This window comes from Paenibacillus alginolyticus DSM 5050 = NBRC 15375 (assembly GCF_000422905.1).
In the GTDB taxonomy this organism is placed as follows: Bacteria; Bacillota; Bacilli; order Paenibacillales; family NBRC-103111; genus Paenibacillus_E; species Paenibacillus_E alginolyticus.
Genome location: NZ_AUGY01000004.1, coordinates 151,943 through 166,861 on the forward strand (window position 1 = coordinate 151,943; position 14,919 = coordinate 166,861).

The window sequence follows — 14,919 nt, forward strand, 5'->3', positions numbered from 1 at the left end:
CCATGAAAAGCATGAATGTGACGTCAGTGCCTGCCGAGTATCTTAGGTCAGTTTAATGAAGAGCTTCAAGGTACGGTTCAGGAGGTTTCCTATAAGGTAGGCAACTATATTCATTTTTCTCGACAGCTTGTAACGGATCGGAACATCGAGATCAGTGAAGCAGGAAGAGAAACCGTTGCGGGAGATGCCATATTGAAGAAATGCAACGTCTACTTGCCTGCGGGTTATGACCCAAACGACACTACTGTTAGATATAATGTATTGTATTTGCTTCATGGAGTAGGTGGGGATCAATATGAATGGTTAAGTAGTAACGGTAAGGTTGACGGACGATTTATCATTTGCAATATATTTGACAATCTTATTGTAAACGGCGATATCGATCCGCTGATCGTCGTATTTCCCAACGGAAGAAGCGCGTACGACTGGACGGACAGCTCCTTCAATTCCGAAGGAACCAATATGCTGGGATTCTATTACTTCGATTATGAGTTGAGATACGATCTGATTCCATTTATAGAATCAAACTACAAAACCTACGCAGATATAACAGTCACTTCACATGAGGGAATCATATATAACCGCACGCGCAGAGCGATCGCCGGGCTTTCGATGGGGGGGAATGCAAGCCTTGAATCTGATCCTCGGCGGTTACCGACATGATTCGACGCGAATCACCGACACAGAGAGTCCCTGGAACAATGGGTTGGATAAGACTGTGCTCGCGCCAGGCATGATAGATTTGTTCGCTTATATCGGAGCTTTTTCAAACGCTCCTACATCGAGTGATGGCATAACTCTTGGAGTCAGTCTCACATCATGCGTCCATAATCTTCATTTGCTATATACCACCTGCGGCGATTCAGACGGAGTAGCAAATAGCAGCTATGCCAAATCGGTTGAGGGGCTAACGGACACTGCGGGAGATTCTGTAAGTGATTATTACCAGGTCCTTCTAAACAACGGTGTTCATGATTTCAATGTATGGAACAACGGTGCATATAATTTTATCCGGTTATCTTTTGGGAAATGTGAAGAGCAAGAAAAGCCATATGTTGTCAGGTTGACACTCCATTCGTTTTAACTGAACATATACTGGGAGGTCTAGATCTGGGGCTGTGCCGTTCCCCTAAGCAGAACTTATAGGTAGGCGTGGAATCCTTCAAAGGCGGATGACGGCCATCGCCGCTTCGAGGGACGACTGCAACTAGGCGCTTCATTTGCAAGGAATAGAAGGAAGGCTGCCGCATGTGGATTCCATGTGCGGCAGCTTTGTTTTGGGGCTTCCGGAGTGGGAGTGGGTTAACCATGTGGCGCAAAATTTAGCCATCTTTATACTCAAAGGAACCAGATGCTGTTCCGGGTCTCTGCTGGCACTAATGCAACGTAGATTTTTTTGTGTTAGGATAAAAATATCTAATTTTGACATGAAATTTCGATGAATCCACCGGGTGGGATGCTTTCGAAAGTTTTTTTATAATTATATAACCCCATAGCAGAAGCATGAAATAATATTTTTCACATAATTGAAAACGTTGTCAAAAAAGGGAGCGAGGTGCTTATGAAGTGGATAGACAAAACGAACAACATTCGCTTGAAAAGGAAGTTGATTATTTCATTCATTCTTGTCGTCTTTATTCCGGTCGGAATCGTGGGCGCTTTGCTGACCCAATCGCTCCGCCAGACGGCACTTAACGATGCTGTCCAGCAAACCTCGAACGACGTGGAGAAGGTGAAGACTCGCATCGGCGAAATATTGAAGTTGTCGATCGAGATTTCTAACAAGTTGGCGACGGACCCGCGATTGGAAGCTCTCGTCAATAAGCGTTACGAATCGAACTATTCTGTTGTAGAGGCCTATAGACAATATCAGGAGTTCGAGCAATAACTGCGGCTTTATAAAGAAATCGCCAACATCCGGTTGTACGTGGATAATCCGACGCTGCTGAATAACTGGGACTATTTACAGCCAGAGCCGTCGATTGCGAATTCGGAATGGTACAAGGCAACGATAAATAACTCGAATCAAATCGGCTGGTATTACATCGGAGACGAAACGAAAGGCGATATTGCTTACCTGAGCCTGGTGCGCCGTGTCTATTTTTCGAATTACCGAACGACCGGCGTGTGCTCGTCATCGATATCAGCCAAACGGAGCTGAACGGAATTCTGAGACAGGAGCATTTCGATACAATGGTCATCGACGGGAACGGATATATCGATGCGTCCAAAAACACGGACCTTGTGGGCAAGCATATTCGCGACTTTCACATCCCCCAGGAAATGCCTTAACGCAGAAGTTCGCCGACGTGACCAATAAGTACAAGGACGGGCAAATTTAACTGGCTGTATACGCCGGAGGGGATCATGGAATCCAATTACGGACCGAAGGGCTTGATTTGGGATATCAAGGATGGAAAGCCGACCCTGACCGATTTCGGATACAAAGCGATCGTGAACTCCGTCAATATGCCAGATGAATACGGCGGCGGGTTGTACAAGAACGGAATTAACCAAATCAACAACTCGACGATCTCCAAGTCTATGAACAATCCGGAAACTGGGGAACCGTATGATTACACGATGTGGACCTCGTATTTGAATCATAATCCGGATCCGGTCACGAAGAGTTGGCGGGACGCTATGGGTGCACTGACGGTGAAAGATTATGTCATCAAGCACAACGCTGTTGCCGTGGCACCAGCGTACAACAGCAGCGAAGCGGCGGTGGATCAACCGGCCGACATCAAGCAGAAGGACAGCGAAGTGGGCAAAGTCGTCAGGGAATACTCCTGGAAGTTGATGTTCGCGAAGGATGATAACGAGTTTAACAGCGTGCGGCGTTGAAAAAGTAATCAACAAAGATGGAATGCGACTATTCTATCAAATGTTCCATCGAAATTACTTGAAACGATTAAGTTTCGTGAAATCAAAATTCCGTGAGCATTACTGGCTCACGGAATTTTTACGATCAGCCTGCTGTTTTATCATTACTTCCGGAATGAAAATAGCTCATAAATAGGGGGAGTTTCTCCTTGCCTCCCGTTTCCTCCAGACTCCGCATCACGACGGACGCCCTTGCTCTGGGCTAATAGTAGGCGATCTCCAGCCCCCGTTCGGTACTTTCGCCCTAGAAATGATCCCCACATCTGACGGAGCAGAACTCATTCAATGGACTGATACTGGCAGCAACAGTCAACAATGGAAAATCGTTAGCGAAATAACGGGTATTATAAGCTGGTTAATCATAATAGCGGCACAACATACAGGAAGAAAGTTAGCAATACGTTGCCGCTTTTACTAATTGCGGCTCCCGGTTTACTATCAAAGGCATATTCCGAAGCGATTGGGTCGGGTTGAAAAACTTCGAGTTTTTATTCCGGACTTCCGATGCGAGAAGAGCTGTTGAATAAGTTTTACTCGAAGTATTTCCAGTCAAGGTTAGTTCTTCCGAACCTCCTACATTATGAGCTACTTCGTACGGACCTACTCGATTTAGATCATATCGGTGTAATTGATTTTCCAATGGACGTTCTTGATAAATGCTTCCAGTCCTTGCGCATCTTTCGCTTTGAAGTATTGGATAATTTGTCTGTGCTCCTCATTCATTTGTGCAAGCACACCAAATAATTTTTGTTTGTCCTCACTTAAGTAAATTTGCCTGATGAAGCTGGTCTGCAAGGATTTGAGCAAATCGATCAGTGTGCTGTTGTTGCATTTTAGCAAGTACACGTTATGAAAATCGTTTTGATAGAGCTGGTAGTCGGTATAATTTTGCTCTTGTATGGAAATGTCGATTTTATCAGCCAGCCGTGTCATCTCCGCGATGTCTTCAATTGAAACTAAGGGCACAGATAAATTGGCAGCCAAAGCATCAAGCGCACCGACGATTTGAAAGACGTCGAGTTTCATTTTGGTATCTAATTCTTTCACAATAAACCCTCTGCGCGGAATGTTTTCCAGCAGATTTTCGGAGGCTAGTTGGATCAAGGCTTCTCGGACAGGTGTCCGACTTACGCCAAGTTTTTGGCAAATGGAGGCTTCATTCAATTTCTGATTGGGAAGCAGAGAGCCGTTTTGAATCTTCTCAGCTATATAGTTGTACACATGATCTTTTAAGGACTGGTATTTGTTAATGGTCATTTTCGTTGACTCCCTCATCACGCATATAAAATACAATATACGGTATATTTCCAATATATGATTCATAGTAACATTGTAAAATGCTTTATTCAAGATAACCGACTACTATATTGAAAGCGCTTCACAAAAAGTATTGATTTTTAAAATGAGCCGTGATATGATCTAAACACAACGAATACAATATATTGTATACAAAAATAGGATTCCTAAGTCAAGAAACAAGGGGGTATTCGTTAATCATGGACGATTTTCGCCAATATTTGTATACAATATACAAAATATAAAATATTTAAATGGATAAGTGAGGGTGAACGAAATGCAGGAGAAAATCGATATGAAAGCACGAATCGGTACGAAAGCTGTGTGGGCGGGAGAAAAAGATTATCGAGTGTTCGGCGGGACACAGGTTCCCGTGGTGATGAGCGTTGCTTACGATTATAACGATGTAGATGAATGGTACGATGTAGCGATGGGCCTCAAACCGGGCTATACCTACAATCGGATGTCGAACCCTACGGTTCGGTCATTGGAAGAGAAGGTTAGGTTGTTAGAAGGGGCTGAAGCGGCTATCGCTTTTTCTTCCGGAATGGCAGCGATCAGCAGCACCCTGTATACGTTCCTGAGACCAGGGGATCGGGTTGTATCGGTCAAAGATACGTATGGCGGTACGAATAAAATTTTCACAGAGTTTCTGCCAAACATGAATATCGATGTTACGCTTTGCAACACGGGTGATCATGAGGAAATTGAGGCTGAAATCGCCAAGGGCTGTAAAGTTCTTTACTTGGAATCACCAACGAATCCGACATTGAAGATTACAGATATACAGCGTCTGGCCAAGGCGGCCAAAGCCGTTGGAGCTCTCGTTTTAATTGATAATACGTTTGCTACGCCGATCAATCAAAATCCGCTGCGTCTGGGTGTCGATATTGTGATCCACAGTGCGACGAAATTTTTAAGCGGCCATGCTGATGTGCTGGGCGGTGTTGTATGCGGCTCCTCGGAACTGATGGACAAAGTGTACCATTATCGCGAGATTAATGGCGCAACGCTTGATCCTCTGGCAGCGTACTTGATTATCCGTGGCATGAAAACACTCCATCTTCGTGTTTGTCAGCAGGCGCAAAGTGCTATGGCGATAGCGAAATATTTGCAAAAGCAGCCCTTAGTTGAAGTCGTAAATTACCCAGGGCTTGAAACACATCCTAATCATGATATCGCGAAGCGGCAAATGAGCGGATTCGGCGGCATTTTAAGCGTCGTGCTAAAAGGCGGGATGGAAGCGATCAAGCTTCTGCTCCCTAAACTGCAATATGCGAACAGAGCTGGGAATCTTGGAGCTGTTGAAACGATTTATGGACCTGCAAGAACGACAAGTCATGTTGAGTGCACGTTGGAAGAGCGCCAAGCGCTTGGTATTTCCGAAGGGCTGCTGCGCATCTCGGTAGGAATCGAAGACACGGATGATTTGATTGCTGATTTGGCGCAGGCTATCGCCTATGTGGAAACGCAAATGCCTGTAAGCCTCACTAATAACTAAAGGAGAGACAACGATATGGAACTTAAAATAGCGCTGCTTGGATTTGGAGTCGTCGGGCAAGGTCTGACGGAAATTTTGGAAGAGAAGAGTAAATCTTTGGCAGGGGATACAGGCTTTCAAGCTAAAATTGTGGCGATTTCGGATATGATGAAAGGCTCTATCTACAATCCTGACGGTTTGAATGCAGCGGAAGCTCTTCGGGCTGTTAAAGAAACGGGGAAGCTGGATGCTTATCCCGATGAGCCAGGTCTAATCAGGGGTTGGGATAGCTTTAAGACGATACAAGAAACGAATGCGGATACGATTGTTGAGCTTACATTCACTGATGTACGCACAGGCCAGCCAGCAATTGATCATTGTCGTGCTGCATTTGAATGTAAGAAGCATGTCGTAATGAGCAATAAAGGCCCCGTCGCTTTGGCCTATCAGGAGCTGTCTGAACTGGCGCGCAAAAACGGTGTTCGTTGGGGCTATGAAGGTACCGTCATGAGCGGAACGCCGGCGCTTAGAATGCCGATTACTTCTCTGGCGGGCAATCGCATTGATGAGATTAAGGGGATTTTGAACGGGACGACGAACTACATGCTCACCCAAATGGAAGCGGGTATGAGCTATGATGAGGCTTTGGCGGAGGCACAGGCGCTCGGTTATGCCGAGGCCGACCCGACAAGTGATGTAGAGGGCTACGATGCACAGTATAAAATCACTATTTTGAGCAATATCGTTATGAATATGCCGCTCAAGAGGGAGGATGTCGTCTGCGAAGGGATCAGCAAGCTGACCCAAGCGGATATTCAAAAGGCAAAATCAGAAGGGAAACGATGGAAGCTAATCGCCAAATGCTACCGGGAAGGCGACCGTCTTTTGGCAAAAGTGGGTCCTGAAGCGATTCCGCTTACCGATCCGCTCGCCGATGTCGGTGGAGCTCTGAATGCGATCACTTATTATTGTGATCTGGCAGGTCCAATCACACTGATGGGAGCCGGAGCCGGTCGTAAGGAAACAGGCTTCTCGATTCTGATTGATTTGATTAATATTCACCGCAGTCAGTTGTAGTCCAGACGATCAAACGAACTAATCAAACCTAGGGAGAGGTGTAAAATATGATTATGGAAACGATGATAAAGAATAACAAGATGTTTTTAGCTGGGCAATGGGTACTTCGGGAGAACACAATGGAGGTTTGCGATCCTCAGGATAACCGGTTGATCGCGACAGTGCCTGCTGCTTCCATAGTGGATATGGCGTTCGCTATCGAAGAGGCTCAAGAAGGGTTTCGTATTTGCTCCGAGCTGCCGACACATGAACGCATTGCTATCCTCCAAAGGGCTGCCGACTGGGTAGACGGGCATAAGGAGGCGTACGCTCTCACGATTGCCTCCGAAGGAAGCAAGACGATCAAGGAAGCACGGAAAGAAGTAAGAAGGTGCGTTGAAACTTTGCGGATCAGTGCGGAGGAAGCAAGACGCTTAAATGGAGAGACAATTCCTTTTGATCAAATGCCCGGAAGTGAGAATCGGTTCGGCTACTATTACCGTTCCCCGATCGGTATTATTGGCGCCATTACGCCGTTTAATGATCCTTTGAATCTCGTTGCCCATAAAGTGGGCCCAGCCATCGCTGCGGGCAATGCGATTATCGTGAAGCCAGCGCCAGCCACGCCATTAAGCGCACTTATGTTGGCGGAAGCGTTCGACAAGGCGGGTCTGCCAGCTAAAGTCTTGTCTGTGATCACAGGCAATGCAAGTGAAATCGGCGATGTGCTGGTGACGCACCCGTATGTAAGAATGATCTCTTTCACAGGTGGACTGAAGACAGGCAAAGCAATTATGCAAAAGGCAGGCCTGAAAAAAATGGGCATGGAGCTCGGCTCCAACTCGCCGGTTATCATTTTGAACGATGCTGACATAAATGATGCTGTAGAATCCAACGTTTCCGGAGCTTTCTGGGCCGCTGGGCAAAACTGTCTAGGCGTACAGCGCATTTATGTGCAAGAGGATGTTTATGAAGCGTTCGTAGCTCAATTCGTTGAGAAAACGAAGCAATATCGCGTTGGCAGCAAATTATCAGAAGATACAGATATGGGCCCGATGATCAACGAAAGAGAAGCCAAGCGTGTGGAAAGCTGGGTGAATGAAGCGGTAGACCGCGGAGGGAAGCTGCTTTGCGGAGGGAAGCGGGACGGCGCTTTCTACGAGCCGACGGTTATGACAGACGTTCCGAAGGACTGCCGCTTGGTGAAGGAAGAGGTATTTGGTCCGGTCGTCACCATCTTTCGCGTAGCTGATCTGGATGAGGCGATTCTCGAAGCAAACAGTGTTGACTTTGGTCTGCAAGCGGGCATATTCAGCCGGGATATTGAAAAAGTATTCCATGCCGTGCGCAAGCTGGATGTCGGAGGCGTGATGGTGAATGACAGCTCGGATTACAGAATCGACGCGATGCCGTTTGGCGGAGTGAAAGGCTCGGGAATCGGCAGAGAAGGCGTGAAATTCGCCCTTCAGGAAATGACGGAGCCGAAAGTTGTTTGCATCAGGATGTCCCGCTAATAAATGGGCCAGACCCATTGGCTCTAGGAGAGAACAACTATGTCGAATCGCATTGAGAAAGATTTCTTAGGTGAGAAAACGGTTCCCGATTGGGCATACTTCGGTATACAATCGATTCGAGCTACTGAAAATTTCCCTGTAACCGGAACCCCGGTCAGCAAGCACCTTATCCTGGCGTTGGCCCAAATCAAGAAAGCAGCTGCTTTAGCTAATATGGAGACGGACATGCTGCCGCAAAGAATTGGCGCTGTTATTGTACAAGCGGCCGAGGAAATCTGTGCAGGAAATTTGTTAGAACATTTTATCGTGGATGCGATTCAAGGTGGAGCAGGAACATCGATCAATATGAACATGAATGAGGTGTTGGCGAATCGCGCGCTTGAGCTGCTGGGTAAAAAAAAGGGCGATTACTTTCATTGTTCTCCTAATAATCATGTGAATATGTCCCAATCCACGAATGATACCGTTCCTACAGCCATTCGGATTGCTTCGTACCTTCTCTCCAAGGAATTAGTAGGTATCGTCGATGCGTTGGAAAAAGGACTTTATCGAAAAGCAGAGCAATTTGATGGGATTATCAAAATGGGGCGTACGCATTTACAAGATGCTGTCCCCATTCGTTTGGGGCAAGAATTTGGCGCTTATGCACGTGTCATTGGAAGGGACAAAGCGAGGATAATGGCTGCTGCCGATGGATTGCTAACGATTAATTTAGGAGCTACCGCCATCGGTACTGGACTTAACGCCAACCCTAAGTATATTGAGCTGGCGTCAAGGTATTTGGCCGAGCTGACAGGAATTCCCTTAACTCACGCCGATGATTTTGTAGATGCCACACAGAATACGGATGCCTACACAGCGCTGTCCTCTTCACTTAAAATCATGTCCGTAAATTTATCGAAAATTTGTAATGATATCCGTTTCATGGCCTCAGGACCAAGGGCGGGGCTAAGCGAAATTCATCTCCCGCCAAGACAGCCAGGGTCATCGATCATGCCGGGTAAGGTCAATCCGGTAATGCCCGAAATGATGAATCAAATTGCTTTTCAAGTGATGGGCAATGACCATACGATTTGCTTGGCGGCGGAAGCTGGTCAGCTTGAGCTTAATGTCATGGGGCCCGTCATGGCTGCTAATTTGTTGCAATCCCTGCTAATCTTAAATAACGGATTGACCGTCTTCTTACGCTTCGCGGTGGATGGCATTCAGGCTAATGAGGAAGGATGCAAAGCTCATGTGGACAAAAGCTTTGGCATCATAACCGCGCTAAATCCTCACCTGGGTTATGAAACCGCTAGCCGAATCGTTAAAGAAGCGCTTCAATCTGGACAGACGATTAAGGAAATCTGTTTGGAACGCCAGCTAATGACTGTTGAAGAGCTGGAAGAGATATTAAATCCTTATGAAATGACAACGCCTGGTATTGCTGGGTTTCAATACCTTGAAAACTTGGATAAGGGAGCGAATCGACATGAGCAGCATTAGCGAAAGCGAACAAAATAGTTTGAAGCGTACGATGAAAAGCAGGCACTTATTTATGATTTCTCTTGGGGGCGTTATTGGAACAGGGCTTTTCTTAAGTACAGGTTATATCTTGAACCAAGCGGGACCTGGAGGGGCTATCCTCGCTTATTTGTTTGGCGGACTCATTATGTATCTGGTCATGCTTTGTCTTGGAGAATTAAGCGTGGCTATGCCAATAACAGGCTCTTTCCCCGTATATGCTGCCAAATTTATAGGACCTGCAACCGGGTTTACGATTGGCTGGCTGTACTGGCTCACGTGGGTAGTCACGGTAGGCTCCGAGTTTACAGCGGCCGGCCTGCTGATGCAGCGATGGTTTCCTCATATATCCGTATGGATATTCAGCGCAATATTTGCCGCCATACTGTTTATATTAAATGCAGTTACAGCCAAGTTTTTTGCTGAATCAGAGTTTTGGATTTCCGGCTTCAAGGTCATCGTCATTATTATGTTTATTGTGTTGGGTGGAGCAGCAATGTTCGGGTTCATCCCTATGGAAGGCCAATCGGCCCCGCTGCTGAGCAATCTTATTAATAAAGGCGGACTATTTCCAAACGGTTTTCTTCCTGTGTTGTTCGTGATGATTTCGGTTAACTTTGCATTCTCAGGAACTGAATTGATCGGCGTTACTGCTGGTGAGACGGAAGATCCGGACAAAAGCATTCCGCGATCCATTCGGACGGTGGTGTGGCGCACACTGGTATTTTTTATCGGTGCAATCATCGTGCTCGCCGGTCTTATTCCCTGGCAGGAAGCCGGAGTTATTGAGAGTCCCTTCGTTCTCGTGTTTGACAAGATCGGGATTCCTTATGCCGCTGATATTATGAATTTTGTTATTCTAACGGCACTCTTGTCGGTAGGAAATTCGGGACTGTACGCTTCAACGCGCATGCTGTGGGCACTCTCCCAGGAAAAAATGGTCAGCCCATGGTTAGGAAAAATAACTTCGCGCGGTGTTCCGATGAATGCGCTTATTGTCAGTATGTTGGTTGCTTGCTTATCTTTACTCTCCAGCGTCATTGCTGCTGATACCGTTTATGTGGTGCTGATTGCTATTTCAGGCTTCGCCGTTGTCGCCGTGTGGATGGGCATTGTCGCTTCCCAATTCATGTTCCGCAGGCAATTTCTGAAAGAGGGTGGAAACCTTAAAGATCTGAAATACCGCACTCCGTTATATCCGGTTGTACCGATCGTTGCTTTCTTATTGTGCCTGGGCTCTTGCGTCGGTTTGTACTTTGACCCTGCCCAACGAATCGCTTTATATTGTGGAATTCCATTTGTGGCGCTTTGCTACTTGATTTATTATTTGAAAAATAGAACCGTGAAAGCGGAGCAGGGTGATTTAAGATGACTGGAGCTGCAAGCGGAAGTACAAGCATTGTGATACGTCTTGAAATTGTCAAGGAACTGGTAAGCTTCGGCCAGATTGCCACTGCTATTGGCGATGCCGGAGGAGATGTTGTTGCCATTGATGTAGCGCAGTCAAGTAAAGCGAGGACAATTCGAGATATTACGGTTCAAATAAATGATCACCAGCAATCCGATCTTATTGTAAACGCTGTCAGTGAATTGCCAGGCATCCAAGTGATACATGTATCTGATCAAACATTTCTAGTTCACTTAGGCGGTAAGATTGAAACCGTGCCGAAGATTCCGATCAAGAACCGGGATGATCTGTCTCGGGTTTATACACCGGGAGTGGCCCGAGTCTGTATGGCTATTCATGAAGATCCCAAAAAAGCGTATTCGCTCACAATCAAGCGGAACACGGTAGCTGTTGTTTCGGATGGTTCCGCTGTACTCGGACTCGGCAACATTGGTCCTGAAGCTGCGATGCCGGTGATGGAAGGGAAAGCCATGCTTTTTAAGCAAATGGCTGATGTTGATGCGTTCCCGATATGCCTGCGAACGCAGGATACGGAGGAAATTATCCGTATCGTCAAAGCGCTTGCTCCGACTTTCGGCGGCATTAATCTGGAGGATATATCTTCCCCGCGCTGCTTTGAAATCGAGCAGAGGCTGGTCGAGGAACTTGATATTCCTGTCTTTCACGATGACCAGCACGGTACGGCTGTCGTTCTGCTGGCAGGTTTACTGAACGCCGTCAAGGTCGTGAAGAAGGAGCTAAGCCGCTGCAAGGTAGTCGTATGCGGTATTGGCGCAGCTGGGATCGCTTGCACCAAAATGCTGCTGGCCTCAGGCGTCGTGAACATAATTGGCGTGGATCGTGAAGGCGCCATTGTGCGGGGGGAGACGTATAACAATCCGGCCTGGCAGTGGTATGCCGATCACACGAATCCTGAAAGACAGAGCGGAACCTTGAGCGAAGTCATCAGCGGAGCCGATGTTTTTATTGGCCTTTCCGGACCTAAAGTGCTCAGCGTTGAAGATGTGAAAAAGATGGCGCAGGATCCCATCGTATTCGCTATGGCGAATCCGACACCGGAAATCGCACCAGAGGAAGCCGAGTCGTATGTCCGCGTTATGGCGACAGGCAGGTCGGACTACCCGAACCAGATCAATAATGTGCTTTGCTTCCCAGGCTTGTTCCGCGGTGTGCTGGACTGCCGGGCATCGAGAATTACCGAGGAAATGAAGCTGGTAGCGGCAAAGGCTATTGCCTCGGTCGTCAGCGAAGAGGAACTTAACGAATACTACATTATACCGAGTGTTTTTAATCAAATGGTCGTTGAGAAGGTGCGCGAAGCCGTTATTTCTGCTGCGTATCAATCTGGAGTGGCAAGACGGAATAAGGGATGGGAACCCGCGAAAGAAGCCGCTGTTCTGTCATCCAGCGGAGGGCTTGCATGAATGAGCATTTGAAAAATGGAGCCGCCATATTCGCTGGTTCAGCAATCATGGGCTTTGGTATCAACTATTTCAATACGGCTAATGGGCTGGCTGAAGGGGGCATTACGGGAGTCAGCTTATTGCTGAAATATATGTTCGGTTGGGAAACGGGAATTACGAATTTTTTGCTGAACCTTCCGCTTTTTTTCATAGGCTGGAAAGTGTTGGGTCGAAGATCATTCGCATATACCATCTTTGCAACACTGATGTTTTCGCTCTTTGTCTACGTATTCAGAAACATTCATTTTGTAATGAATGATCTCCTTTTAGCTTCCTTATACGCAGGCGTTACTTTGGGGGTAGGCCTAGGCATCGTCTTTCGCTTTGGGGGGACAAGTGGTGGTACAGATATTCTCGCTCAGATGCTGAAAAAATATTTGGGCTGGCCCATCGGGAGAAGTGTGTTTATCTTTGACAGCTTTACGATTATCCTCTCTCTCATCTACTTGGATAGAGAGCGATGTACACGATCGTGGCTGTCTTCGTAGGCTCCAGAGTGATCGATTACGTGCTGGAAGGAACGGGAAAAGGTAAAGCGGCCATCATCGTGAGCCAGCATGCGGAAGAAATATCAAACCGGATCCATGCCGAGATGGAAAGAGGCACTACTTTTTTCTACGGAAAGGGCGGTTACAGCAACACGGATAGAAAAATCATTTACTGTGTAGTTAGCCGTTCGGAAGTGGGCAGGCTGAAAAAGCTGGTGCATGCCATAGACCGGCTAGCTTTTGTTACGGTGAATGATGTATTTGAAGTGTTTGGAGAAGGCTTCAATAGGATGCAGGAAAAGGCATGAACATGAAGATTGCTTCTTTGAGAAAAAATGAAAAGAGGAGGCAGGCAAGGTTAATTGACTATTTTTTACCAACCTTATGGTCGGACAACTCTTGCTGTTTATCATGAATCCAATAGAAAACATTCTTAAAGATTTTTCTGTCATGATTTTGGATGGCGCATTATCAACTGAGATGGAACGCCGTGGCTGTGATATTAACGACTCACTTTGGTCTGCAAAAATGCTGATGGAAAACCCTGAAATCATTGGTCAGGTACATATAGATTACTTTGCTGCCGGGGCTGACTGTGCAATTACTTCAAGTTACCAGGCAACTGTTGAAGGTTTTGTCCGACGAGGTTTAAGCGAAACCGAAGCGCTTAGGCTTATTAAGATATCAGTGGAAATTGCGGTAAAAGCAAGGGATAATTTTTGGGATAACTTGGTGGAAAAAACAAAAAGACCACGACCGATAGTAGCCGCTTCCGTTGGTCCATACGGTGCTTATCTGGCAGATGGGTCTGAGTACCGTGGAGACTACAAACTAACTGAAAACGAGCTTATAGAATTTCATCGACCACGTGTTAAGGCTCTGATAGACGCCGGCGCAGATATACTTGCTTGTGAAACCATACCATGCCTGATGGAAGCTAGAGGAATAGTCCGATTGCTGAAGGAATTTCCTGGAGTTTACGGATGGATTAGTTTCAGTGCAAAAAACGACCTACAAATAAGTAATGGGGATCTTATTGCCGATTGTGCTGATTGGCTGAACGGTCATGATCAAGTGGCGGCAGTTGGCGTAAATTGCACACCTCCACAATATATTCCTTCTCTGATTAGTGAAATCCGAAGAAAAACAGATAAACCTATTGTTGTTTATCCAAATTCCGGTGAGCAGTATGAGGCAAGTACACGCAGTTGGAAGGGCGCTTCAACTAACGAAAGTTTTGGCTGCGGCGCCCGAAGTTGGTACGAACTTGGTGCCAGGTTGATAGGCGGTTGTTGTCGTACTACTCCTGAAGATATCAAATCCGTAGAAGCTTGGGTTAGAAACATATAAAATTGTTTTGATGAAATAGCGATATTTTCGCCGTCATACAATTCATCCCATCATTAGTATAAACAAGAAAGTGAAGAGATCACCTTAGTTGAAATCCCCGATAAGAGAGGCGAGGATATCAATTAAGGTGATTTTTACGTTGCTTCGTATTCACAACCTCAAAAAATTCGACAATACAGGGGAAGATTTGGAGGATTTAATCTCCATCGTGACGATTGGATTGATTAAAGCCATCGAGTCATTCTCGCCGAACAAAGGAACGAAGCTCGCGACGTTTGCGGCTCGCTGCATCGAGAACGAGATCCTTATGCATCTTCGATCGCTGAAGAAAACGCGCAAGGATGTGTCCCTGCATGATCCCATCGGAACGGACAAAGAGGGGAATGAAATAACGCTGAGGCTTCAAACCGATTATCTTGACATGCTATTTTGCATGACATTGAGTTTGTGCCCTTCGCTGAAGTGTCGGAAGGAG

The 14,919-nt window shown here is 46.4% G+C and carries 14 protein-coding genes and 2 pseudogenes; 15 read left to right on the top strand and 1 reads right to left on the bottom strand.

From position 1 onward, the window contains the following. Window positions 1-192 precede the first annotated feature (192 nt). From G519_RS51900 to G519_RS0102685, 5 genes are all read left to right on the top strand, one after another. Window positions 193-663: an alpha/beta hydrolase gene (locus G519_RS51900; protein ID WP_244279986.1), complete on the top strand. Its 471-nt coding sequence runs from the start codon at window positions 193-195 to the stop codon at window positions 661-663. Beyond that, the gene (locus tag G519_RS51905; RefSeq protein ID WP_036631865.1) at window positions 632-1,084 is read left to right on the top strand and encodes a hypothetical protein; all 453 of its coding nucleotides are present in this window, start codon (window positions 632-634) and stop codon (window positions 1,082-1,084) included. The genes G519_RS51900 and G519_RS51905 overlap by 32 nt, the downstream gene beginning before the upstream one ends. Before the next feature lie 477 nt (window positions 1,085-1,561). Next, window positions 1,562-1,888: a hypothetical protein gene (locus tag G519_RS47165; protein WP_029193357.1), complete on the top strand. Its 327-nt coding sequence runs from the start codon at window positions 1,562-1,564 to the stop codon at window positions 1,886-1,888. Between the two features lie 39 nt (window positions 1,889-1,927). Beyond that, window positions 1,928-2,161, top strand: coding sequence for a hypothetical protein (locus tag G519_RS47170; RefSeq protein ID WP_127527669.1), 234 nt, complete (start codon window positions 1,928-1,930; stop codon window positions 2,159-2,161). Window positions 2,162-2,367: 206 nt separating this feature from the next. Next, entirely contained in the window at window positions 2,368-2,847 is a 480-nt protein-coding gene (locus G519_RS0102685) for a hypothetical protein (RefSeq protein ID WP_029193359.1), read from the top strand. A gap of 648 nt (window positions 2,848-3,495) precedes the next feature. On the opposite strand, the gene G519_RS0102690 is transcribed toward G519_RS0102685, so the two are convergent. Continuing rightward, a complete protein-coding gene (locus tag G519_RS0102690; protein ID WP_036631869.1) occupies window positions 3,496-4,143 on the bottom strand; it encodes a GntR family transcriptional regulator in 648 nt (215 codons plus the stop codon). Between the two features lie 334 nt (window positions 4,144-4,477). Between G519_RS0102690 and G519_RS0102695 the strand changes: the two genes are divergently transcribed. The 10 genes and pseudogenes from G519_RS0102695 to G519_RS41500 all read left to right on the top strand — a co-directional run. Continuing rightward, window positions 4,478-5,683, top strand: coding sequence for a cystathionine gamma-synthase family protein (locus tag G519_RS0102695; RefSeq protein WP_127527668.1), 1,206 nt, complete (start codon window positions 4,478-4,480; stop codon window positions 5,681-5,683). 15 nt (window positions 5,684-5,698) lie between these two features. Then, entirely contained in the window at window positions 5,699-6,739 is a 1,041-nt protein-coding gene (locus G519_RS0102700; protein WP_029193362.1) for a homoserine dehydrogenase, read from the top strand. Window positions 6,740-6,786: 47 nt separating this feature from the next. Beyond that, window positions 6,787-8,232 (top strand): aldehyde dehydrogenase family protein, encoded by a 1,446-nt coding sequence (locus G519_RS0102705; protein WP_029193363.1) that lies wholly within the window; start codon window positions 6,787-6,789, stop codon window positions 8,230-8,232. Window positions 8,233-8,271: 39 nt separating this feature from the next. Next, on the top strand, window positions 8,272-9,717 hold the full coding sequence (locus G519_RS0102710) for an aspartate ammonia-lyase (RefSeq protein ID WP_029193364.1): 1,446 nt from the start codon (window positions 8,272-8,274) through the stop codon (window positions 9,715-9,717). Next, window positions 9,704-11,107 carry an amino acid permease gene (locus tag G519_RS0102715; protein ID WP_029193365.1) on the top strand — a complete coding sequence of 468 codons (1,404 nt, stop codon included), beginning with the start codon at window positions 9,704-9,706 and terminating at the stop codon, window positions 11,105-11,107. Before G519_RS0102710 ends, G519_RS0102715 begins: the two co-directional genes overlap by 14 nt. Continuing rightward, window positions 11,104-12,567, top strand: a complete 1,464-nt coding sequence (locus G519_RS41490; RefSeq protein WP_051253020.1) for an NAD-dependent malic enzyme — start codon at window positions 11,104-11,106, stop codon at window positions 12,565-12,567. Before G519_RS0102715 ends, G519_RS41490 begins: the two co-directional genes overlap by 4 nt. A 47-nt stretch (window positions 12,568-12,614) precedes the next feature. After that, window positions 12,615-13,129 (top strand): annotated as a pseudogene (locus tag G519_RS53225) (YitT family protein); the annotation flags it as partial. A gap of 69 nt (window positions 13,130-13,198) precedes the next feature. Beyond that, a complete protein-coding gene (locus G519_RS53230; RefSeq protein ID WP_322786711.1) occupies window positions 13,199-13,402 on the top strand; it encodes a YitT family protein in 204 nt (67 codons plus the stop codon). 103 nt (window positions 13,403-13,505) lie between these two features. Then, window positions 13,506-14,444: a homocysteine S-methyltransferase gene (gene mmuM, locus G519_RS0102730; RefSeq protein ID WP_029193366.1), complete on the top strand. Its 939-nt coding sequence runs from the start codon at window positions 13,506-13,508 to the stop codon at window positions 14,442-14,444. A gap of 151 nt (window positions 14,445-14,595) precedes the next feature. Further along, window positions 14,596-14,841 (top strand): annotated as a pseudogene (locus tag G519_RS41500) (sigma factor); the annotation flags it as partial. Window positions 14,842-14,919: the final 78 nt, after the last annotated feature.

Excerpts from the sequence above, each read along its gene's own strand:
- G519_RS47165 (WP_029193357.1), top strand. The coding sequence starts at position 1,562 with ATGAAGTGGATAGACAAAACGAACAACATTCGCTTGAAAAGGAAGTTG.
- G519_RS0102685 (WP_029193359.1), top strand. The coding sequence starts at position 2,368 with ATGGAATCCAATTACGGACCGAAGGGCTTGATTTGGGATATCAAGGAT.
- G519_RS0102690 (WP_036631869.1), bottom strand. The coding sequence starts at position 4,143 with ATGACCATTAACAAATACCAGTCCTTAAAAGATCATGTGTACAACTAT.
- G519_RS0102695 (WP_127527668.1), top strand. The coding sequence starts at position 4,478 with ATGAAAGCACGAATCGGTACGAAAGCTGTGTGGGCGGGAGAAAAAGAT.
- G519_RS0102700 (WP_029193362.1), top strand. The coding sequence starts at position 5,699 with ATGGAACTTAAAATAGCGCTGCTTGGATTTGGAGTCGTCGGGCAAGGT.
- G519_RS0102705 (WP_029193363.1), top strand. The coding sequence starts at position 6,787 with ATGATTATGGAAACGATGATAAAGAATAACAAGATGTTTTTAGCTGGG.
- G519_RS0102710 (WP_029193364.1), top strand. The coding sequence starts at position 8,272 with ATGTCGAATCGCATTGAGAAAGATTTCTTAGGTGAGAAAACGGTTCCC.
- G519_RS0102715 (WP_029193365.1), top strand. The coding sequence starts at position 9,704 with ATGAGCAGCATTAGCGAAAGCGAACAAAATAGTTTGAAGCGTACGATG.
- G519_RS41490 (WP_051253020.1), top strand. The coding sequence starts at position 11,104 with ATGACTGGAGCTGCAAGCGGAAGTACAAGCATTGTGATACGTCTTGAA.
- G519_RS53230 (WP_322786711.1), top strand. The coding sequence starts at position 13,199 with ATGGAAAGAGGCACTACTTTTTTCTACGGAAAGGGCGGTTACAGCAAC.
- mmuM (WP_029193366.1), top strand. The coding sequence starts at position 13,506 with ATGAATCCAATAGAAAACATTCTTAAAGATTTTTCTGTCATGATTTTG.